Genomic DNA, 18,933 nt, shown 5'->3' on the forward strand with positions numbered 1-18,933 from the left:
CGGCTTAGATTTCGTTGAATTCCGACGAAGGACTCCTAATATCATTAAACTGCATGCGTAAGTTACTTACGTTGTTTGAGTCGAAGCATGAGCGAGTACCTAGGTGCATGCATTGCCGACTTGGTAAACGAGCAGAAGTACAGCGTCTCTATCGCAGTCAACCCTGAAGCCTATTAAATATTGGTAATGACCACTGGTCTCACCCTTAAGCCAAAGCTTTTTCCTGCTCAATGACCAGTAGTGGACCATGCCTGTGGTTAATGTCTTTATTACGGCATCCCTATTCATGCTCGCGACCATGAGCACATCCTTCGTCTCATAGTCCTGGGCCACGGCTATCACGGTATTATCAGTATGCCTATACCATAGGGAATCAGCTATTCTCCTAGCCTCATCCTCACTGAGCCTAAGCACCTTAATATTGCTTGGTGGACTAATCATCACACTTACCGAGGTATCCTAACTATTTAGTTTTTCTGTATGAGAGCATAATCAATATAAAACATATATAGACTTAAGCAGTGATGGTGTGTCAATTCCTGGATGAATTACAAAGTATAATTGATAATAGGATTAAGCATGGAGACTCCAATAGCTATACCCATAGGCTTGCCAGTGGTGGTGTGGACTTGATTAGTAAGAAGGTTGGTGAGGAGGCTGTGGAGGTCGTGGTGGCCGCCATGAGGGGGGTGACAGGGACTGGGTAGTTAGGGAAACGGCGGATCTGATGTATCACTTGCTCGTACTCCTCAGGTTCATGGGTATTAAATTCGATGATGTGTGTGAGGAGTTAACCAATAGGCACCTGGCGAGGGTTGGTTCCGATGGTTAGGGTCGGCATTATAAACTACGGTGTAGGTAACCTGGGCAGCCTAGTTAATGCATTTAGAAGGGTTGGTTCTGAGCCTATAATTATTAATGAGCCTAGTGAGTTCATGAACGTTGACGCTATAGTGCTTCCCGGCGTTGGTTCCTTTGACGCCGCCATGTCTAGGCTTGATAAATTCAAGGATGCGCTGTCTAAGATTAAGGGTTCAACACCGATACTCGGTATTTGCCTCGGACTACAGGTAATGTTTGAGGGCAGTGATGAGGGTTCACTGGGTGGTCTGTCATGGTACCCAGGACGGGTCAGTAGACTTAGGGGGGGCCTAGGGTACCGCACATTGGTTGGGACCTTGTGAAAGCAGTGAAACCCTGCGAATTACTCAACGATAATGGGTATTTCTACTTCATGCATAGCTACGCCGTAATTAACCCAGGCGATGAAATACCGTACTCGGGGATTACACATTACGGAGACGATAACATACTCAGCGTGTTATGCGATGAGAGGGCCATGACGTTTGGCGTTCAATTCCACCCGGAAAAGAGCTCCAGGAATGGCCTGAGGGTATTACGACGATTTATCGAGATTACCCATAAGTAGCCACTCCATTATCGACTTAGCATGGTTATTAAAGCCCTCCCGCACTGCCAGCAAGGCGCCATGCTTAGCCAAGTTACTTACTGAGTCCTTACTAACGGCTTTAACGTATACCACGGGCTTTAGGAAATCATAAACTGAGAGGGCACCTCTCCACCTGGCTGATGATTCCGTGGGCAATACGTGGCTTGGACCAGCAACGTAATCAATCATCGCGGAAGGCATTGAAATCGACACGGCACCGGCATTCTTAATATTACTAACTAAGTTCTCCAAGCCCCATAACGTAACATGCTCAGGCGCTAACTCATTTATTAAGTCAGCGCAATCCTCAGGTCTATCAACAAGTGTTGATAGGTAATTTAAGTTATTGAGCCTCGACTCGATAGCGCTTAGGTACTTCTCATCCCAGGTAATCACTACGCAATCGCTGAGCTATGCTCAAGCTGGGCCATGATATCCAGAGCGACGATGCCTGGGTCAATTGATGGGTCAGCACAGACCACGAGCTCGGTGGGGGGGCCCTCAATACCGTCAATACCCACGTACTGCGAGACCAGGTATTTAGCTGCCTGCACGTAAGCATTGCCTGGTCCAACGATCTTATCGACCTTGGGTATTGACCTCGTCCCAAAGGCCATGGCAGCAATGGCCTGCGGGCCACCCACCTGAACACCCTGGCATTTAGCTTAAGTGCCACGTAGCTATCTCCGGGCTTATGCCACCGTCCTTATTTGGCGGTGTTGTCACTACCAACTCCTCCACACCCGCCACCCTGGCTATAACGCCTGTCATTATGAGTGTCGAGAAGTAACCTCTAGGCACGTAAATCCCCAACCCTCCTAATCGGCACCCACCTAACCCCCCCCTAATTAATCCGCAACACTCCTCCTCGAAATCACTGGGCATTAACCTACGGTTAAAGTCCTCCACTGACCTGTAAGCCGCGTCTATTGCCTGCGCAACGTCCTTATCAACCTTAGACGCCAACTCCCTTAACTCACTTATGTCAACCTCAATCCTCGTAAGTGCAACACCGTCTAACCTCTCGGTATACGCAATCACGGCCTCGTCACCCCTAACCTTAACGTCATCCACAATAGACCTGACGGCATCTACATACTTATCTAAAGTCTTCATCCTCCTAAACTCATTAAGGAGTAACTCCCTACTTAACCTCAGGGAAGACACCCCCCCACAATCACTTAAATACATGTTTTTAAACATGCCAGTGGTCATGATAATCATCGACGTACCACTTCACATTACGAGTATTTGGTTACCGATGTACGGAGATGACCCAATGAGTACAGGTTCGCTGGGTTGCGGTGTCGTCATAAGGCCTGGGTTGAGACTTACAGTTAAGCCAGCGGCTAGCCCTATTAAGTATGGCATTGATCACGTGGATCTAGCGCTTAAGGAGTTAGGCGTTAATGCGGAGATTAATTACTCATCACCCGTACAGCTGGGCGTTGGTTATGGAATGAGTGCTGCGCTTGCGCTGGGCACTGCATTAGGTGCTGCCGTAATTGCACGTAAGCCATTAATAAAGGCGGCCCAGGTTGCTCATGTAATTGAGGTGAGGCTTAGTACTGGGCTTGGTGATGTAATCGCTGAGTATTACGGAGGGGGGGCATTGAGCTTAGGCTAAGGCTGGCGCCCCCCCTGGTATTGGGGGGGTTGTTGATAGGATCCCATACCCACAGGATTTAACTATTGTCACTGCCGACCTGGGTAAATACTCAACGAGTGAGATGCTTCGTGAATTGAGGGATAGATTGGCAATACTGGGTGATAAATACATAAGTGAATTAATTAATGAGCCGACTTATGAAAAGTTCGTGGGATTAAGCACGGCGTTCTCCAGGGAGGTCGGCTTCCTAACTAGGGACCTTGAGGATAAGGTGAAGCCATGCGTGCGCCATGCCGATGCTTACTACGTTAAGAAGAGGGTTTTGGTATTCCTAACGCATAGGGACGAGACTGAGGCCTTAATTAATTGCTTAAGGATCGTTGGTTATGAGCCGAGGATTTTTGAGCCATCGAATGAGGGCGTTAGGGTGGTGATCGATAAGGGTAATATGTCATAAGGATATATTAAGTAGTGTGGTGAAAGAGTATTGGGATTAACCTATAATGATCGATGAATTACTGATTTCGATACTTGGATTAATAATTACTATAATAGGTATGTTAGGCGCTGCGTTGTATTGACTTGGTGGTAAGTTCAGGGAGATTGGCATGAGATTTCAACAGATTGATAAGAGGTTTGGGGGAAATTGAGAGGGGGGACTTATAAACTTTGCCGACTCCGTTAGGTCGGCCATCGTGGCCATGAACTCCGTGGTCGTCGAGTTCCTAGGCGTTAAGGGATTGATAAGCCTGGTGAGGCGTCATTCTTAATGAACGAGGTTGCTAGGTTATCCCAGTCAATGAGGCTCAACCCAATTACTAAGGAGGAGCTTGAGTACATAAGGTCTGTTTTCTCTAAGGGCGATATTGATAAGATAAGTGTTGAGGAGCTTGAGAGGGTTGCGGAGATTGCGAAGCGTTGGTGGTGGGAAGACGGCTCAGAGGTAGCCTATAAGATATTTCTCTACACATGGATGTTAAGGGCATTCAAACTATATGGGAAGAAGGGTGGATGATGAGTCGGCACTAATTGCCTAAATGACATTTCACAGGCTAAACAGAGCTCCTAAACCCTTAACTACTCAGGTGGTATTTCCATATACGTTAGGGTTAGTGGTATTCCCTCCCTCTTCCTAATGTATGAGACTGCCGCGAATATCGCTAGGCCTATTACGAATATTGCTGATGACTCGGCAAGCAACTGAAGTGAATTACCCGTGATTAATAGGTAGTACTGTGGCTGTGTCAGCCAGTAGTAAGCAAATATTGATAAGACGGCTAGGTATACAACGTCTAGAGTAATTAAGACTCTTCTATTCACGCTCAATTTCGTGATACCTCTCACGTGCATTACCAATGCCAGTAGCATTGATGCCATGAAGGTGAACACCAACAGTACCAGTGCGTCTAGGTTTATTGCGTATAGTAGCGCCGTGCTTAACGGTGTTAGGATAAGTATATACATTAGGGCTACGGTAATTACTAAGTCGACTAAGTGCGCCATGACTGGCGAATGTGTCCTCAGGCTCACGTAGGAAAACGCCCTTGGGAGAACCCTATCCATGGAGAATGCCAGTAAGTACCTAGATACCTGGATTATCACGCCAGTCACTGGGGCTATGTACCAAAGGACTGACGAGTACGCCAAAGCAATGGCTATTGGCGTATGCATCAGGGCCAAGTCAGCGCCGGGATTCACAAGTACGTAGCCGTTATCCACTCCGTAAGCACTCATGTAACTCGCACCGATATAAAACCTCAAGCCAAAGCCCTTGAGAAATGCCGTAATGAATAACGTGAAGAATAAGCCACCAAGCGCGAACATGCCAATAACACCAAGAAGTGCTGTTAACCTATCCCTCCTAATCTCACCACCTATTGTCACTGGGTAATTCACATAGGCCCAGACGGCCGTAGTGAAGGCGGCCATACCGAGTAAACCGTATAATCCACCAGTTACTGACACCTTATTAGCCTCATTCAAGGCCTTTAGGTATTCAATGCCAAGCGAGCTCTCGATTATACCTCGCGGTAATAATAACACATAGACTGCAGATGCTACGAATGTTGCCAGGGCAGCCAGAGACATTGCCGCAAACATGGTTAACCCAGCCCTAGCTGAAACTACATTAATCATAATTAATACGGTGATTAAAATTATGGCCAGTATGAACTCATTCCTCGGGTTAAGTACAGCACTTGCCAATGGGTTATTCAACGCTTGCATTACAGTGCCCAACTGAACTATGGCGAAATATACGAGAACCGCGTCATAGAGCATTTCACCCACGGTGAAGTTAAACCAAGCTGCGAAACCAATGGGTGGGTTTAGCCTTGAGAAGTACACGTAGTCACCTGCAGTCCTTGGGTACTGTCTGGTTATGTAGTACCATATCAATGCCCCGGGTATGAACATTAGCCATGAAATTACTAAGGCTATGTAAGCTATGGCCCCCTGCACCATATAAGTAAAGCCCAGCAAGGTAGACGAATGGTATAGTAAGGAAGCCATTATAACCCATACTCATTAATAATAGCTTAAATGGACCGACCTCCCTAACCAAGCCTGTGCTCTCCCTAACGAAGACGCTCATGCTTAACACCACTCAGGAATGCCTCCACTGCATCACCCACCTTAACTCTGTGACCAAGCTCGTTTAAGGCCTTAGCCAGCGCTATGATGCATTCGCCATTATGTTTAAGGATGCCGTGTACCCCCCCATGTGCCCAATCCTAAGCACCTTGCCCTTCAATGGTCCCCCCCATGAGCCGGCTATGAAGACCCCGTACCTCCTCGCCGTTTCTATAACCTTAATGTCACTTAAGCCGTTGGGTACGTAGAATGCCGTGACAGTTGGACTCGAGAAAACCTCCGACTCAGGGACCAACTTGAGATTCATGGCCTCAACAGCCCTAACTACGCCCTGAGCCACGGCCCTATGTCTCATATAGACGTTGTTTAAGCCCTCCTCACGAATTATCTTAAGCGACTCAAGCAAGCCATTGATCAACGGTTCACTGTGAGTATACGGGAACTCCATCTTCTCCATCACATCCCTCCACAATCTAATGTTTAGGTAGAACCCCCCTGTAATTGACTCTCTCCATGCTTCCCAAGCCTCATCACTAACGGCCAGAATCGTTAGGCCAGACGGCAGGTTAAGCACCTTCTGGCTACCGCCAATGAGTATATCCACGCCCCCCCATTTAACATCAATCTCCACACCGCCAATTGATGAAACCGCATCAACGATTAGGAGCTTACCCTCGGATTTAATGGCCCTCGCCAACTCCTTAAGGCCATTCAACGTTCCGCTCGGCGTTTCGCAGTGAACCATCGTGACAACCCTCGCATCCTTAGCTTCACCCTTGAGGAATGATATGACCTTATCTGGATCAAGTACCTTTGTATACTCAACCCTATGTATTATAGGGTCCCGCCATATGCTGTGACTAAATCCGCAAAGGCATCGCCGAATATGCCATTACTCAGTACGGCGACCTTATCACCACTTCTCACTAGGTTTGCTATGGCTGCCTCAAGACCACTCATTGCCTCGCCAACCCAAATAATAATATTGTTCCTTTTAGTGCCAAGCATTTCCGCAAGCATTGACCTAGCCTCGTCATAACGTCTAAAGAATTCTGGGTCTAGGTCGGGGGGGTTCGTGGTTCGCCTAGCCATGGCGAGCAGTATTCGGTGAGGTATCTCTGTAGGTCCTGGCGTAACTATTAATGTGTCCGTTACGAGCATTATCTAGCCTTGCTTAGGGCAGATTATATACTTAGTTAAACGTTTAATAGTTAATTGGTTCGGAGAGATTAGGAAAGGAGGAAGCTCTTGCATGTTCACTAACTAGGTGTTTCCTAGACCTTGTGGAACTCGAACGTGATACCCTTGTTGACTAATTCCGTGAGCCTATCCCTAATGAACATTAACGCTGCCCTTAGGTTTTCCTCGTTATTGAAGCCCTTAACAATGCTGATTAACTCATCCCTAGACATAGACCTCATTTCCTCGGCGAATCTTATCATGTTTGGTATTGCCCTAACAACGTTGTCAACAATCGTTATGCTCGCAGCCCTGGAGGTCCTCGAGAGTGGGTTCAAATCAATGGCTATCACAGTCTTCCCCATCCTCCTGAGGGCCTCCGTCCTATCACCATCCTCAAGCGGCACCAAAACCACATCGGCAATGTATATGCCCCCCCTGCAGGAAACCCTACGTCTCTCGCTGAATAGCTCAGGTATTACGCAGGATGCGTCGTCACCAACACCGAGGACCTCCTCAGCACCGCTCTCCCTGAGCACCCTAGCTATCAACTCCTCTCTCTCCCTGGTCCTATAGAATAAGTTAACCTCGAGCTTTGCATTGACGAGTTTAGCCAATTCAACGATTTGCCTCGGCACGAGGGCCGCCGTGTTTCCATTGATCGAAATGACCGGGTGCTTGGCCGTAAGTAACGCCGCTACGGCAGCCCTCTCTGCGGTCAATGCGGGAGGTATTGTGGACTCGCCAATGAGGTAATCAAAGCACTCACCACGACCATGCGCGATCAAGCCCTGAAGCGCGACGTAACCCTCCCTAAACCCATCAACTAACCTCTCCCTAATCAGCAATGATTCTCTTCTTGGATGGTTAGGCGGTATCCAAGATGCATGGTTTTCCTTAGCCATTATCGCTCAGTATAAATTTGCATTTCTTAAAGCTTTAATTCAGGGATAAATAAGGACCATTAATATGGAGAGGAGGAAGGTCACGGTACAGACAATAATGGGGGGGATGAAGGGTAAGCAGAGAATCGCCATGATAACGGCCTATGACTACCCAACGGCAAGATTGGTAGACCAGGCGGGCGTTGATGGTATATTGGTTGGCGATTCTCTGGGAATGACCGTATTGGGCTTCGAGAACACCCTAAAAGTCACGCTCAGGGACATGCTCATACATGTGGCTGCCGTGGCCAGGGCAAAGCCCAAGGCCCTATTAATAGCTGACATGCCCTTCATGACATACGAGACCGGCGTCAGGGATGCCATGAGGAATGCCTCGAGACTCATCAGAGCAGGCGCCGAGCTGTAAAGCCCGAGGGTGGCCAGGAAATATTTGATATCGTGAATAACCTGGTCAAGTTCGGGATCCCAGTGATGGGGGCACATCGGACTCAACCCACAGAGGGTTCTCTCGCTCGGCGGGTTCAAAATGATTGGAAAAACCGAGGAACAGGCAAAGAAGTTAATCGAGGATGCCAAGGCGCTTCAGGAGGCTGGGGGGGCCTTCGCTATAGTCATAGAGATGGTCCCAGCTAGTGTGGCTAAGGCGGTGACGGAGAGCGTTAAGATACCGACAATATGCATCGGCGCTGGCCCACACTGTGATGGGCAAATACTCGTCATTCACGACGTCCTCGGTCTCACGGAGAGGCCGCCGAGCTTCGCCAAGAAGTACGTGGACCTAGCCTCCATTATAAGGGATGCTGTGGCTAAGTACGTGAGTGAGGTTAGGAATGGTGAATTCCCGAGCACCGAGTACTATAAAGATATCAAGTCCTGAGGCCATGCGTACTCATCAATGTCTTCAACATTTAAAATTAGCTGATCGCGCCATGACTACTCACGTAGTATTACCCATACTCCTTAGCAATTCCTCATAATCACTAAGTATAGCCCCCTGCAACTGACTGATTGAGTAACCCCTGGAGATTGCCGCAATGGACGCACCACCAGCGCCGACACCCTCCTTCACAAAGCCACTCTCATAAGCCTTTAAGCCCTCATAGGGCATGTTGCCGAAGTCCAGATTCGCGGAGGCCACGGGCACATGCGCAATCTCCCTAACGAGGCCTATCAAGTCCGCCGTCCTATCATTAACTAACCACCTAGTGGTCCCGATAGCTACGTTGCTGAGTGCGTTCTTATCTGCGTGCTTTATGAACGCGAGGACGGCGGCCATTTGAGTACCGCCGGCTAGGAGGACCTTGGCGCCCTGCTTAGCAGCGCCGATAGTTATCGAAGCCATGGCCACTATCACTGGGTCACCAACCCTCGACACGGCCTCAAGCGGGTCCTCCAACGGCTTGTTAATACCCGCGTTCCTCAGCGCCTCCCTAACAACAGCTATCTTCAATTCCCTTGGGTTGACAGGCGATGCGCTGGACATCTTATCCCATGCGTCGTAGCCCATGGCCACTAAGAAGGCCATGGCTGTGGTGGTCCCTGCGGGTATTGACTCGCCAATAACAATTGCCTCGCTTATCCTGGCCAGGTTCTCCCCCCCAAGGATTACGCCGTTCTCAAAAACCCTATCGACAACCTCATGATTAATGGCCAGCCCAGTCCTAATGTCCCTACCAGGCTCACCCTGCAGGTCAATAATGGGTATGTTCGGCCTAACCCTAGCCCCCCCAGCATTGACAACGAGAACGCCCGCGCCCGTTAGTTTGATTGCGGCTCTGGTGATCAATGCCGGTGTTGGCTTGCCATCGGGGGGGTCATGGGTACTGTGGGTATTACACGGCATTTACCAAGCAACAAGTACTCGGCGTCGGCCGCCGGCGTGTAGTGTGTTAGCTCGGGCTTGGCCCCGGCGATGGTTATTCCCGGTATTAGGCTCGTATCCGTGGTGCCTATGACTAGGGTGAAGAGGAAGCCCCTACTTAATTGCTGCATGTGCTGTGAAATATCGCCTAAGTGAACCGTCACCGGTTCCATAACGAGTTAGGATAGGAATCCTACTTATAAGAACTAATCTCCAACGCCTTAACCAACAACCAAAGCACGTAATTAACAGGAGTATTAACACCAACCTCCCTACCCTTAATCACTATGGCCCCCGTTTATGTAATCAACCTCAGTCCTCCGGCGATTCAGCACGTCCTGCAGCATAGATGAGTAATTATTCCTCGTAGTTTCCGCAATCCTTAAAGTCTCGGCCAACGGATCACTGGGTAGCTTAATGCCTAGCCTACTAACGACTTCAACACCCTCCTTAACCACGGCCACCGCCAATGCCTTGGCATTGGAATCCTCGAGAATTACGCCATTCCTAGCCCTCAGAATGGCCGTTACTGGGTTAATGGCTGCGTTAACGATCACCTTCAACCACCTGTAAGGCTCAATGTCATTAACCACCCTGACATTAGCACCTCCGGCCTTTAGGGCATCGGCAACCTCACCCACTGAACTCGGCAGTATTACCTCACCAACGCCCCCCCTGACCTCAGCCACACCACCACTCCTCGTAACGCCATACGTAATGACAGCACCATAACCAACGCCAAGCCTCTCCCTGATCAATTCAACGCCACCAATTCCGTTTTGAAATACCACGGGGATGTTAACCACCTTATCGATTATGGACTCCGTATCGTAAGCCTTAACGGCAATTAGGGTATACTTAACATCACTGGGTAATTTATCGACAAGCCTCACCCTGACCTCATACTCCCCCCCACCGAATTTAATAAGGTAACGACCATAGCGGGTCCTCGTCACGACATACGGCACGTAACCGGCATTGTTGAGGAAGTAGGCGAGGAGCATCCCCACACCGCCAAGTCCAATTATTCCAAACATCAGTGATTCGTGGTTAACCCTTAAAAATAAGCGTTATACACGCGATAGTCCGTGAGGGTTATCGAGATATTTAGGTCATGGCAGGGCGAGGGCCCCAACGCGGGTAAGGAGGCCGTCTTTCTAAGGTTGGCCTTTTGCAACTTAAGGTGTTCGTGGTGTGACACTAAATATTCGTGGTTTGGCGGGACTGAAATGAGTGTTAACGATGTTTATGATGCAATAATGAAGATAGCCGGTAACGTGAGGCACCTGGTGGTGACAGGTGGTGAACCACTTTTATGGCGTCGAGAACTACTCCCACTGTTAAGCCTTGTTAAGGCCCAAGACTTCTTCGTGGAGGTTGAGACGAATAGCACGCTTAAGCCTGGTGAACTCGTTAAATACGTAGATGAATTCAACGTATCGCCCAAGCTATCTAACTCGGGCATTTCAGTAAGGCTTAGGGTTAATGAGTTGGCCATTAGGGATTTCGTGACCAGCGGCAAGGCCATCTTTAAGTTCGTTGTTGATAAGCCTGGGGATATCGATGAGGTCCTTTGGTTTATTAATAAATTCAGTATACCACGTGATAAGGTTTACTTAATGAGCCAGTGCACGACCCGTGAGGAGTGCATTGCCAAGGATGAGGGCATTACCAAGCCCATGGCAATGAAGCTCGGCGTTAATTACACACCGAGGCTCCATATTTTAGCGGGGGGGTTTAGGTGAAGGGCTCTGGTCTACAAACGCAATCAAAACCGTCAAAGACAAACTAAGGCTTAAATACACATGCATAGCCCAGGTCAGGATGTGCACCATCGGTGGAGTGCTAATCTTTGGCGATAAGTTGGATAGGGATAGGGCTAATAGGATTGAGGAGGTCTTAAGGATGATCATTGTTAAGGGCGAGGAGAGGGGGTCGCGACAGCTTCGGCATTGTTGCCCTGGATAAAAACGGTGAATTAAGCGTGTTCAAGAGCAGGGATAGACCGAGCATTGCCGTGAATAAGATGCCCAGCATCATTAATGAGAATACCGTAGCCGCAATATTCAACAACAGGGCCGAGCCAACGACAGAGTATGTAAAGGCTAAGACGGAGGATGACATACAGCCAATGATTAGTGAGCACGTGGTAGTGGCTCATAACGGTACGATAGCCAACGACAAGGACCTGGAGACAAGGTTCAACCTAACCCGTAGGTCCAGGATCGATACGGCAATACTACCGCCATTACTTGAGAGGTTTTGGGATGGATCACTGAATGGACTTAGGGATGTGTTGATTAACTACGTCATTGGTAGTTACGCACTGGCGATAATGGATGCCCGCAGACCTGGCAGGATTTGGCTCGCCACAAACTTCAAGCCGCTTTACATGGCCTGGTACAGTGACCTGAAGGCTCTATTCTTCGCGAGCCTAGATGACTACTTAATTGATAGCCAAAGCAGGCCCATTTGGGACATGCCGGTCATAAGGCGTGTTGAGCCATACACGGCCATGGAGATTGGGGGGGTTGACGGTACCTGGTCCACGGTATCGCTGAGGAGGGAGGAGCAGGGTAGGAGAAGGAGGGTTCTTGTGATAGCCAGCGGAGGCCTTGACTCGACCACGGCGGCGACTCATCTGCTTAAGCAGGGCTACGATGTGACATTACTGCACTTTAACTATGGGCATAGGGCTGAGACCCAGGAGGACAGAGCCATTAAGAGGATTGCTGAGTTCCTCGGTGTTCCGCTGCTCGAGGTGAACATGGACTTCTTCAAGGTGGTTAGGCACTCGCCACTCCTTGGTGATGGTGAGATCAATAGGGTTGATGAGGGCAGGGAGGGCGCGGAATTCGCGCATGAGTGGGTTCCCGCCAGGAACTTCGTGTTTATAGCCCTAGCAACAGCCATTGCGGAGGCCTACGGTTATGACTACATAGCCACGGGCATTAACCTAGAGGAGGCCGGCGCCTATCCTGACAATGAGATGGAGTTCATAAGGCTTCTCAATAAGGTGATGCCCTACGCCGTTGGCCCCCCCAATAAGCACGTGGAATTATTAATGCCCGTGGGGGGGCACTTGGTTAAGCATGAAATCGTTAAGCTAGGCCTCGAGGTCGGCGCACCACTTCACCTGACCTGGAGTTGCTATGACAATGGAGAAAGGCACTGCGGCAGGTGTGGGCCGTGTTACATGAGGAGGTGGGCGTTCAGGATAAATGGTGTTAGAGACCCCCGTGGAGTACGACCTACCAAACGAGGTTGAGGAGGAGTTTTGGAGGGGGGGCACGAAGCCGTACGAAATCCCTAAAAGGCCAAGTGATTAATGCGGCGTCTGGTTTTAAACCCAATGCTGGAAAATTAAGTTAATGAGTGTTAAGGTTGGTAGGATTAAGTATGGGAGTTTCGCCTATGTTGGTAGGATAAGGGTGAGGCTGGATGGCCGTGAGGCTGAGGATAAGGATAAGGGTAAGGAACAAGGCGGTGGAGGAGGTGGCGCTACTCAATAGCGGTTTTGAGGCACCTACGCCACAATTATTAATTCCATTAAGTACTGCGAGGACCCTTGGCCTCTGGCCACCCACTGAGGATGCCAGGGAGGTTAGGGTTGACACGGCTGGCGGGCCATTAAACGTGTGGTTTTACCCGAGAATAGCAACCGTTAAGATAATTGCAGGCGATGCCGAGTCCAGGGAGGTATTAGTCGACGTCTTAGTTTCACCATTAGCTGATGAGCCATTAATAAGCGACTTACTTGCTGATGAGTTAGAGATAGTCGTTGAATCCTTCGGTAAGGGATTGTGGAGGTTCAGAGGCGATCCGCCGGGTAAATTAAGGCCCTCGGAAATAAGGCGGTAATTTCGCTGGCGCCTTTTTATAGTCATGGCTGTAGCCAACCACATCATTGACTACGCGGCTCACCATCCCTGCCCTAAATAATGGAAATTGACTAGGCACGGCGTGGCGGTAGACTCCATATTCCTAGGCATAGTTGCGCTGGTGAATTGATGGAATACTTTTAATCATTATAATATTATGTTAATTGTATTGACGATATCTATTGTATTTTATATGGAGTCCCACGGCGGCACGTACTTATCTATTTCATTACCATACACAATACCCAACACCTCATTAATTCTTCTCCTCAAATCAGTGATGCTGTCAGCCACTATGTTTACGTGGCCCATCTTACGCCTCGGCCTAACCCCGGCTTTACCATACCACCAGACGCTGGTTCCTGGCACCGCCAGTACCCTCTTAATCATCTCCTCACTGTAAGGCACGCCTAGCATGTTTACTATGCCTGACGGCTTTAGCAACGTAGTGGGCCCCCCCAGCGGCATGTCCAGGACTGCCCTCACGTGATTCTCGAATTGACTCACAGCCGCGCCCATTAATGTCCAATGCCCTGAGTTATGGACACGGGGTGCGAATTCATTAATCAACACCTCCCCACCCCCCCTCGTTATGAAGAACTCAACCGTGAGGACCCCCCCAACGTAATTTAAGGCTTCAGCAAGCTTTACGGCTATTTCCCTAATCCTACTTGCAACCTCCTCATTTATCTCCGCAGGGGGGGCTATGCTATATAGGAGGATTCCATTATAGTGGTAATTCTCGGTTACGGGGTATGTGAGGACCTCACCGCCGCTAGATCTAACAAGCACTATCGAAACCTCCTTATGAATATCCACAAACTCCTCGGCCAATAATGGGAACTTCCTGGGCACTTTACTTAAGTCACCCCCCCTACCCATCACGTAATACTGACCCTTACCATCATAGGCGCCCTGGGGCTCCTTGAAAACCACCCTCCCAAACTGCTCAAAGGCCCTATCCACGTCCTCAGGGCTATTAATTATCATGAAATGGGGGGGCACTGGGAATCCGTGATCCCTAAGGAATGTCTTCTCACGAATCTTGTCCTGCTTTAGCCATATCGTTAGCGAACTAGGCCTTAACTTGCCGAGTGATTCAGCAGTACTTACCGCGAGGGGGGGTTCACGTGCTCAAATTCGAAGGTGACTACGTCGGATTTATCCACTAGTTCCTTCCATGAACCACCGAAGTACTTACCATCAGCCACGCCTAGTGCAGGTGCCTCCGGGTTTTCGTCATGTACGAGGAATTTAATGCCTAGTTTTTTGCTCTCTAAAACCATCATCAAGCCCAGTTGCCCACCGCCTAGGATACCTAATACCCTACTCATAGACTAATCACCGTGTTTAGTACTTCGTTCTTCATCGATTCCATTAATTCAATCACCCTAGCTCTGATGCTTGTATTTAATACCAAGTATCCTCGCGGCCAGCAATGCGGCGTTCTTTGCATTACCTATGGCGACAGTAGCCACTGGGGTGCCAAAGGGCATCTGTACTATTGATAGTAATGAGTCAAGACCATTCAAGTGCTTGCTTGGTATTGGTACGCCAATTACGGGTAGGGGCGTCAGTGATGCCGTCATACCCGGTAGGTGAGCCGCGCCGCCAGCGCCGGCTATTATTACCTCTAGGCCCCCCCTGTCGAGCGCCGTCTTTGCGTACTCGAACATGAGTTCCGGCGTTCTATGGGCCGAGACAACCCTGGCCTCGTTGGGTATGCCTAATTTATTGAGCAATTCCACGGCCTCCCTCATCACGTCCCAGTCATTTTTACTGCCCATTATCACTCCAACCAGTGGTTTTGTGCTCATTATGATTAATTGTTTAAAGAAAAATTTAAAAGTCTTTTTTCACTATTAACCTAGTATGTCCGTGTATTGTTTAAATAAAAAATTAAATGGTGATCGACGCCATGCCCCTTAACGATAATGAGAAGTCAATAATTAGGAAATCCCTAGGGAGAGAGCCAACGCAGGCTGAGTGGCTTGTGTTTGAGGCTGAGTGGAGTGAGCATTGCTCGTATAAAAGCAGTAGGAGGTTCCTTAAGTTACTGCCCAGTAAGGCACCGCACGTAATTAGGGGGCCTGGCTTGATGCGCCATTAATACGCGTGGGAAACCTAGTTGTTAGTTTCAAGATAGAGAGTCATAACCACCCATCCGCCGTGGACCCCTACGACGGCGCCGCAACGGGCATTGGCGGCATTGTAAGAGATATATTAACCACAGGCTTAAGGCCCATAGCGTTAATGGACAACCTACACTTCGGCCCATTGAATGATCCCCCCCACCCCCCCCAGTGGTTGATGAGGAATGTTGTTAGGGGGGGCATTTCGGATTATGGGAATAGGATTGGGGGGGTGCCCGTGGTTGCCGGCGAGGTGTGGTTTGATGAGTCGTTCACCACGAACCCGATAGTCCTAGTAACGTGCGTTGGCGTGGGCAGACCGGAGGACGTGATACTCGGTGAGGCAAGCCCTGGCGACTTAGTCCTGGTCATAGGCAATGACGTGGGTAGGGATGGAATGCTTGGCAGCTCTTTCGCATCCAAGGTCCTGGACAGGGATAGAAATGAAATAGGCGCCGTGCAGGTCGGTAATCCATTGCTTGAGAAGCTGCTGATCGACGTTGTGATTGAGTTAAGGAGCCGTAGGTTAATTAAGGCGATAAAGGACGTGGGCGGTGGAGGATTAGCCACAGCACTCAGTGAGCTGGCCGATCAATTCGGACTTGGTATTGAGATTCGCCTGGATAGAATTAGGACTAGGGAGACCATGCCGCCCGAGGAGATCCTGGTCTCAGAATCCCAGGAGAGGATGGTGATCGTAGTGAGTAAAGGCGTCCTTAATGAGGTAGAAGAGGTGTTGAGGAGGTACGGTGTTGGCTATGACGTAATAGGTGCGTTGACGGGCGATGGCAGGTTTACGGCCTATTACGGTAGTGATAAAATCATAGACCTACCCGTTAAGCTCATCACGCACGCACCAGAGACTAATTATGACGTAAAGGAGCCACAGTACCTAAGCAAATTAAGGATAATACCAGAGTTGCCCGAGATACCACTTGATAAGGCATTGACTAAAATATTAAGTAGCCCAAACATTGCGTCTAAGGAGCCCATATTCAGCCTTTATGACTACGAGGTCGGCGTTAGGACCGTGATTAAGCCAGGCAGGGCCGGCGCGGCGGTGCTTAGGTTCCTTGATATTGATGGAGGTGATGGTAAGCTGGGGATTGCGGTGAAGGCCGACGCTAACCCAAGGTATTCATTTCTCGACCCATTCATCGGGGCTGCTAATTCCCTAGCCAAGGCCTATAGGAACGTGGTGGCCGTCGGCGCGGAGCCCCCCCTGGCTGCCGTCGATTCGATAAACGTAGGCAATCCTGAGAAGCCCGATAGGTACTGGTACTTCGTGAACTCGGTGCTGGGGGGGCTTTCCTGGATGGCGCGGGAGCTGAGCGTGCCAATAGTTGGTGGTAAGGTTAGCTTCTATAATGAGGACGTTAATGGCAACGTGATTAAGCCGTGGTAGCCGTTGCCGTGCTGGGCCAAGTGAATGACGTTGATAAGGTCGTCGATGGCGGGCTCATTGGTGGTGGGTCAATAATAATCATAGGTAACACATCGGCCGAGGTGGGAGGGTCTGAGTACCTATACGCGGTTCACGGCATAGTCAGAGGCATACCACCAAGCCAAGGCCGAGGGATGAAGTTAAAAACTCGAGGGCTGTCCTTAGATTAATCCAAGAAGGCTTAGTGACCGCTTCAATGGATATCGGCGTTGGCGGGTTATTAACTACATTAAGTAAGATGGCCCTGATTAATGGGGGGGTCGGCTTCAACATCGACCTATCCAGGGTGCCAACCGATGAATGCGGTATTGACCCAACGGTATTGGCGTTCTCCGAGACCAACGCGAGGTATGTTGTTGAGGTTAGAAATAAGGATATTGATAAGGCAACGAGCATCCTCACTGACTTAGGCGTGCCATTCTCAGTAATAGGCAGTTCAGGCGGTGATTACGTGGTAGTCCGCTGGGGGGGAGGTCGTGAATTAATGACACTAAAATTAAATGACCTGAAGACCGCGTACAACTCATTATGGGGGGGTGCGTTGTGATGTGCGGCATATGGGCATTCTTAGGCCCTAATGCGGGTAATTACGTGGTTAAGATGGCTCCATGGCTAATTCATAGGGGGGGTCAGGAGGGGGTGTCATTTGTATGCCGTATAAATGGATCGCTTATTAAGTTAAGCAATTCTTTAACAACGGATTCAACGCTATGCCTTGGACATGCTAGGTATAGTACGAGCGGTCCCTATGGTGTTGAGCTTCAACCTATCGTGCTTGGTAATGACTTTGCCCTGGTATTTAATGGCACAATAAGTAACTACATCGAATTAATTAAGAGACTAAGGGATCTCGGCGTAAATGTTGGGACGAATTATGATGCCTTGGTTTTGGCCCATTACATGAGGGAATTACTTACTAGGCGGGGGGGTATTGATGGCGGTGTTAATGAGCTTTTCCGCACATTACGTGGTGGCTACTCCATAATAGCTATTTGGAAGGATTCCCTAATAGTGGTTAGGGATCCCTGGGGCATTAGGCCTCTTGCCATTGGTAGTGATGGCAATGGCATAGCCATAGCTTCGGAGACGGCGGTGCTTGAGACATTGGGTATGAGTTGGCGTGAGGTGGAGCTGGGAAGGCCCTTGTGTTACGTGGGTCTGGTAGGGAGTATTGGATTGAGGGTCCCAGGGTTAGGAGAGCTTATTGTGCGCTTGAGTATATCTACTTCCTAAGGCCCGACTCCTACTTCAACGGTATTAACGTCTATGAGGCTAGGCGTAGGCTCGGCATGGCGTTGGCCCGTAAGGAGACCACTCACGACATCGACTTTGTATCGCCAATACCCGAGACCGCTAGGGTTGCAGCGGAGGCCTACGCGAGTGGTATTGGCAAGCCGATCCACGATGTCGTAATTAAGAATAGATACGTTGGGCGCGGCTTCATTAAGCCGCCTAGGGAAAGGTCTGTGGACATGTATAGCGTGGTTAAGGATGCGACCAGGGGGGGCGCATCCATAGCCTTAGTTGACGACTCGATCATAAGGGGGGGTGATACCCTTAGGAAGGTCTTGCCTAAGCTCAGGCTTCAGGTGCGAGGGCCATCCACGTTAGGGTCTCCTCACCGCCAATTAGGTACCCATGCTTCATGGGCATGGACTTCCCAACTAGGCGTGAACTAGTGGCTCACGGTAGGTCAATAGATGAGGTTAGGAAATACCTCGGTGCAGACTCCCTGGTCTACCTAACGGTTGACGAATTAATAAACGCCATTGGAACCACCGAGCTATGTACCGCCTGCTTCACGGGTAATTATCCATTCACGATAAATATTGACGAGGCCGAAAAGGCATTCACAAGTGATAGGTTATGGGAGCCGTAGG

Annotated in this window: 24 protein-coding genes and 7 pseudogenes; 18 read left to right on the forward strand and 13 right to left on the reverse strand. The window is 49.5% G+C overall.

All coding sequences use genetic code 11. The features are described 5' to 3' along the window. Positions 1 to 4 precede the first annotated feature (4 nt). Positions 5 to 441, reverse strand: a pseudogene (gene hisI / locus JCM11217_RS10865) (phosphoribosyl-AMP cyclohydrolase). Positions 442 to 524: 83 nt separating this feature from the next. Between hisI and hisE the strand changes: the two are divergent. After that, positions 525 to 832, forward strand: a pseudogene (hisE, locus tag JCM11217_RS10870) (phosphoribosyl-ATP diphosphatase). Further along, a pseudogene (gene hisH / locus JCM11217_RS10875) lies at positions 825 to 1,429 on the forward strand (imidazole glycerol phosphate synthase subunit HisH). The pseudogenes hisE and hisH overlap by 8 nt, the downstream one beginning before the upstream one ends. Here the strand turns inward: hisH and hisD are convergent. Next, positions 1,397 to 2,566: pseudogene (gene hisD, locus JCM11217_RS10880) on the reverse strand (histidinol dehydrogenase). The pseudogenes hisH and hisD overlap by 33 nt on opposite strands. Before the next feature lie 85 nt (positions 2,567 to 2,651). Here hisD and JCM11217_RS16665 point away from each other — a divergent pair. The 3 genes from JCM11217_RS16665 to JCM11217_RS10890 all read left to right on the forward strand — a co-directional run bounded on the left by JCM11217_RS16665 (position 2,652) and on the right by JCM11217_RS10890 (position 4,074). After that, positions 2,652 to 3,077 (forward strand): hypothetical protein, encoded by a 426-nt coding sequence (locus JCM11217_RS16665; RefSeq protein ID WP_243679273.1) that lies wholly within the window; start codon positions 2,652 to 2,654, stop codon positions 3,075 to 3,077. Positions 3,078 to 3,180: 103 nt separating this feature from the next. Next, entirely contained in the window at positions 3,181 to 3,516 is a 336-nt protein-coding gene (locus tag JCM11217_RS16670) for a hypothetical protein (RefSeq protein WP_243679274.1), read from the forward strand. A gap of 312 nt (positions 3,517 to 3,828) precedes the next feature. Continuing rightward, positions 3,829 to 4,074: a hypothetical protein gene (locus JCM11217_RS10890; RefSeq protein ID WP_054842922.1), complete on the forward strand. Its 246-nt coding sequence runs from the start codon at positions 3,829 to 3,831 to the stop codon at positions 4,072 to 4,074. 62 nt (positions 4,075 to 4,136) lie between these two features. On the opposite strand, the gene JCM11217_RS10895 is transcribed toward JCM11217_RS10890, so the two are convergent. From JCM11217_RS10895 to JCM11217_RS10915, 5 genes are all read right to left on the reverse strand, one after another. Then, complete coding sequence (locus JCM11217_RS10895) at positions 4,137 to 5,474, reverse strand: hypothetical protein (protein ID WP_243679275.1); 1,338 nt, start codon at positions 5,472 to 5,474, stop codon at positions 4,137 to 4,139. After that, positions 5,410 to 5,652 (reverse strand): hypothetical protein, encoded by a 243-nt coding sequence (locus JCM11217_RS10900; protein WP_243679276.1) that lies wholly within the window; start codon positions 5,650 to 5,652, stop codon positions 5,410 to 5,412. The genes JCM11217_RS10895 and JCM11217_RS10900 overlap by 65 nt, the downstream gene beginning before the upstream one ends. An 81-nt stretch (positions 5,653 to 5,733) precedes the next feature. Further along, on the reverse strand, positions 5,734 to 6,396 hold the full coding sequence (locus tag JCM11217_RS10905; RefSeq protein ID WP_054842925.1) for an aminotransferase class V-fold PLP-dependent enzyme: 663 nt from the start codon (positions 6,394 to 6,396) through the stop codon (positions 5,734 to 5,736). 89 nt (positions 6,397 to 6,485) lie between these two features. Then, positions 6,486 to 6,812: an aminotransferase class V-fold PLP-dependent enzyme gene (locus JCM11217_RS10910; RefSeq protein WP_054842926.1), complete on the reverse strand. Its 327-nt coding sequence runs from the start codon at positions 6,810 to 6,812 to the stop codon at positions 6,486 to 6,488. 113 nt (positions 6,813 to 6,925) lie between these two features. After that, positions 6,926 to 7,735 carry a 4-phosphopantoate--beta-alanine ligase gene (locus tag JCM11217_RS10915; RefSeq protein WP_054842927.1) on the reverse strand — a complete coding sequence of 270 codons (810 nt, stop codon included), beginning with the start codon at positions 7,733 to 7,735 and terminating at the stop codon, positions 6,926 to 6,928. Positions 7,736 to 7,865: 130 nt separating this feature from the next. Between JCM11217_RS10915 and panB the strand changes: the two are divergent. Next, positions 7,866 to 8,612, forward strand: a pseudogene (panB, locus tag JCM11217_RS10920) (3-methyl-2-oxobutanoate hydroxymethyltransferase). Positions 8,613 to 8,672: 60 nt separating this feature from the next. Here the strand turns inward: panB and JCM11217_RS10925 are convergent. The 3 genes and pseudogenes from JCM11217_RS10925 to JCM11217_RS10930 all read right to left on the reverse strand — a co-directional run bounded on the left by JCM11217_RS10925 (position 8,673) and on the right by JCM11217_RS10930 (position 10,633). Continuing rightward, positions 8,673 to 9,578: a TIGR00303 family protein gene (locus tag JCM11217_RS10925; protein WP_243679277.1), complete on the reverse strand. Its 906-nt coding sequence runs from the start codon at positions 9,576 to 9,578 to the stop codon at positions 8,673 to 8,675. Then, entirely contained in the window at positions 9,518 to 9,769 is a 252-nt protein-coding gene (locus JCM11217_RS16675) for a hypothetical protein (protein ID WP_243679278.1), read from the reverse strand. Before JCM11217_RS16675 ends, JCM11217_RS10925 begins: the two co-directional genes overlap by 61 nt. A gap of 20 nt (positions 9,770 to 9,789) precedes the next feature. After that, positions 9,790 to 10,633, reverse strand: a pseudogene (locus JCM11217_RS10930) (ketopantoate reductase family protein). Between the two features lie 51 nt (positions 10,634 to 10,684). Between JCM11217_RS10930 and JCM11217_RS10935 the strand changes: the two are divergent. From JCM11217_RS10935 to JCM11217_RS16690, 5 genes are all read left to right on the forward strand, one after another. Beyond that, positions 10,685 to 11,341 carry a 7-carboxy-7-deazaguanine synthase QueE gene (locus JCM11217_RS10935; protein WP_054842928.1) on the forward strand — a complete coding sequence of 219 codons (657 nt, stop codon included), beginning with the start codon at positions 10,685 to 10,687 and terminating at the stop codon, positions 11,339 to 11,341. A gap of 79 nt (positions 11,342 to 11,420) precedes the next feature. Further along, entirely contained in the window at positions 11,421 to 11,564 is a 144-nt protein-coding gene (locus JCM11217_RS16680; RefSeq protein ID WP_243679279.1) for a hypothetical protein, read from the forward strand. Further along, entirely contained in the window at positions 11,509 to 12,864 is a 1,356-nt protein-coding gene (gene queC / locus JCM11217_RS10940; protein ID WP_243679280.1) for a 7-cyano-7-deazaguanine synthase QueC, read from the forward strand. Before JCM11217_RS16680 ends, queC begins: the two co-directional genes overlap by 56 nt. A 103-nt stretch (positions 12,865 to 12,967) precedes the next feature. Then, entirely contained in the window at positions 12,968 to 13,108 is a 141-nt protein-coding gene (locus tag JCM11217_RS16685) for a hypothetical protein (protein ID WP_243679281.1), read from the forward strand. Then, the gene (locus tag JCM11217_RS16690) at positions 13,083 to 13,457 is read left to right on the forward strand and encodes a hypothetical protein (protein ID WP_243679282.1); all 375 of its coding nucleotides are present in this window, start codon (positions 13,083 to 13,085) and stop codon (positions 13,455 to 13,457) included. The genes JCM11217_RS16685 and JCM11217_RS16690 overlap by 26 nt, the downstream gene beginning before the upstream one ends. 209 nt (positions 13,458 to 13,666) lie before the next feature. Here JCM11217_RS16690 and JCM11217_RS10950 read toward each other — a convergent pair whose 3' ends face one another. The 3 genes and pseudogenes from JCM11217_RS10950 to purE all read right to left on the reverse strand — a co-directional run bounded on the left by JCM11217_RS10950 (position 13,667) and on the right by purE (position 15,294). Then, positions 13,667 to 14,467, reverse strand: a complete 801-nt coding sequence (locus tag JCM11217_RS10950) for an ATP-grasp domain-containing protein (protein WP_243679283.1) — start codon at positions 14,465 to 14,467, stop codon at positions 13,667 to 13,669. Between the two features lie 119 nt (positions 14,468 to 14,586). Beyond that, complete coding sequence (locus JCM11217_RS16695; protein ID WP_243679284.1) at positions 14,587 to 14,811, reverse strand: hypothetical protein; 225 nt, start codon at positions 14,809 to 14,811, stop codon at positions 14,587 to 14,589. Then, a pseudogene (gene purE / locus JCM11217_RS10955) lies at positions 14,808 to 15,294 on the reverse strand (5-(carboxyamino)imidazole ribonucleotide mutase). The gene JCM11217_RS16695 and the pseudogene purE overlap by 4 nt, the downstream one beginning before the upstream one ends. 101 nt (positions 15,295 to 15,395) lie before the next feature. Here purE and JCM11217_RS16700 point away from each other — a divergent pair. Genes JCM11217_RS16700 through JCM11217_RS16730 form a run of 7 tightly spaced genes read left to right on the forward strand, consistent with a single transcriptional unit; the run spans position 15,396 to position 18,932 of the window. Continuing rightward, a complete protein-coding gene (locus JCM11217_RS16700; protein WP_243679285.1) occupies positions 15,396 to 15,587 on the forward strand; it encodes a hypothetical protein in 192 nt (63 codons plus the stop codon). Positions 15,588 to 15,592: 5 nt separating this feature from the next. After that, the gene (purL, locus tag JCM11217_RS16705; protein ID WP_243679286.1) at positions 15,593 to 17,014 is read left to right on the forward strand and encodes a phosphoribosylformylglycinamidine synthase subunit PurL; all 1,422 of its coding nucleotides are present in this window, start codon (positions 15,593 to 15,595) and stop codon (positions 17,012 to 17,014) included. After that, entirely contained in the window at positions 17,008 to 17,223 is a 216-nt protein-coding gene (locus JCM11217_RS16710; protein WP_243679287.1) for a hypothetical protein, read from the forward strand. Before purL ends, JCM11217_RS16710 begins: the two co-directional genes overlap by 7 nt. A gap of 14 nt (positions 17,224 to 17,237) precedes the next feature. Continuing rightward, a complete protein-coding gene (locus JCM11217_RS16715) occupies positions 17,238 to 17,600 on the forward strand; it encodes an AIR synthase-related protein (RefSeq protein ID WP_243679288.1) in 363 nt (120 codons plus the stop codon). Beyond that, positions 17,600 to 18,286, forward strand: a complete 687-nt coding sequence (locus JCM11217_RS16720; protein ID WP_243679319.1) for a hypothetical protein — start codon at positions 17,600 to 17,602, stop codon at positions 18,284 to 18,286. Before JCM11217_RS16715 ends, JCM11217_RS16720 begins: the two co-directional genes overlap by 1 nt. Beyond that, positions 18,199 to 18,732, forward strand: a complete 534-nt coding sequence (locus JCM11217_RS16725; RefSeq protein WP_243679289.1) for a hypothetical protein — start codon at positions 18,199 to 18,201, stop codon at positions 18,730 to 18,732. The genes JCM11217_RS16720 and JCM11217_RS16725 overlap by 88 nt, the downstream gene beginning before the upstream one ends. Next, a complete protein-coding gene (locus JCM11217_RS16730) occupies positions 18,699 to 18,932 on the forward strand; it encodes a hypothetical protein (RefSeq protein ID WP_243679290.1) in 234 nt (77 codons plus the stop codon). The genes JCM11217_RS16725 and JCM11217_RS16730 overlap by 34 nt, the downstream gene beginning before the upstream one ends. Position 18,933: the final 1 nt, after the last annotated feature.

The organism is Vulcanisaeta distributa JCM 11217, assembly GCF_001316005.1.
Classification (GTDB): Archaea; Thermoproteota; Thermoprotei; order Thermoproteales; family Thermocladiaceae; genus Vulcanisaeta; species Vulcanisaeta distributa_B.

What these genes read in the sequence shown, in the direction of transcription:
- JCM11217_RS10915 (WP_054842927.1), bottom strand. Translation starts at nt 7,735, where the DNA reads ATGGCTAAGGAAAACCATGCATCTTGGATACCGCCTAACCATCCAAGA.
- JCM11217_RS10890 (WP_054842922.1), top strand. Translation starts at nt 3,829, where the DNA reads ATGAACGAGGTTGCTAGGTTATCCCAGTCAATGAGGCTCAACCCAATT.
- JCM11217_RS16695 (WP_243679284.1), bottom strand. Translation starts at nt 14,811, where the DNA reads ATGAGTAGGGTATTAGGTATCCTAGGCGGTGGGCAACTGGGCTTGATG.
- JCM11217_RS10925 (WP_243679277.1), bottom strand. Translation starts at nt 9,578, where the DNA reads ATGCCGTGTAATACCCACAGTACCCATGACCCCCCCGATGGCAAGCCA.
- JCM11217_RS16730 (WP_243679290.1), top strand. Translation starts at nt 18,699, where the DNA reads ATGGGCATGGACTTCCCAACTAGGCGTGAACTAGTGGCTCACGGTAGG.
- JCM11217_RS16700 (WP_243679285.1), top strand. Translation starts at nt 15,396, where the DNA reads ATGCCCCTTAACGATAATGAGAAGTCAATAATTAGGAAATCCCTAGGG.
- JCM11217_RS16720 (WP_243679319.1), top strand. Translation starts at nt 17,600, where the DNA reads ATGTGCGGCATATGGGCATTCTTAGGCCCTAATGCGGGTAATTACGTG.
- JCM11217_RS10910 (WP_054842926.1), bottom strand. Translation starts at nt 6,812, where the DNA reads ATGCTCGTAACGGACACATTAATAGTTACGCCAGGACCTACAGAGATA.
- JCM11217_RS10905 (WP_054842925.1), bottom strand. Translation starts at nt 6,396, where the DNA reads ATGGTTCACTGCGAAACGCCGAGCGGAACGTTGAATGGCCTTAAGGAG.
- JCM11217_RS16685 (WP_243679281.1), top strand. Translation starts at nt 12,968, where the DNA reads ATGAGTGTTAAGGTTGGTAGGATTAAGTATGGGAGTTTCGCCTATGTT.
- JCM11217_RS16680 (WP_243679279.1), top strand. Translation starts at nt 11,421, where the DNA reads ATGTGCACCATCGGTGGAGTGCTAATCTTTGGCGATAAGTTGGATAGG.
- JCM11217_RS16665 (WP_243679273.1), top strand. Translation starts at nt 2,652, where the DNA reads ATGCCAGTGGTCATGATAATCATCGACGTACCACTTCACATTACGAGT.
- JCM11217_RS16670 (WP_243679274.1), top strand. Translation starts at nt 3,181, where the DNA reads ATGCTTCGTGAATTGAGGGATAGATTGGCAATACTGGGTGATAAATAC.
- JCM11217_RS10900 (WP_243679276.1), bottom strand. Translation starts at nt 5,652, where the DNA reads ATGAGCGTCTTCGTTAGGGAGAGCACAGGCTTGGTTAGGGAGGTCGGT.
- JCM11217_RS16675 (WP_243679278.1), bottom strand. Translation starts at nt 9,769, where the DNA reads ATGGAACCGGTGACGGTTCACTTAGGCGATATTTCACAGCACATGCAG.
- JCM11217_RS10895 (WP_243679275.1), bottom strand. Translation starts at nt 5,474, where the DNA reads ATGTTCATACCCGGGGCATTGATATGGTACTACATAACCAGACAGTAC.
- JCM11217_RS10950 (WP_243679283.1), bottom strand. Translation starts at nt 14,467, where the DNA reads ATGATAATTAATAGCCCTGAGGACGTGGATAGGGCCTTTGAGCAGTTT.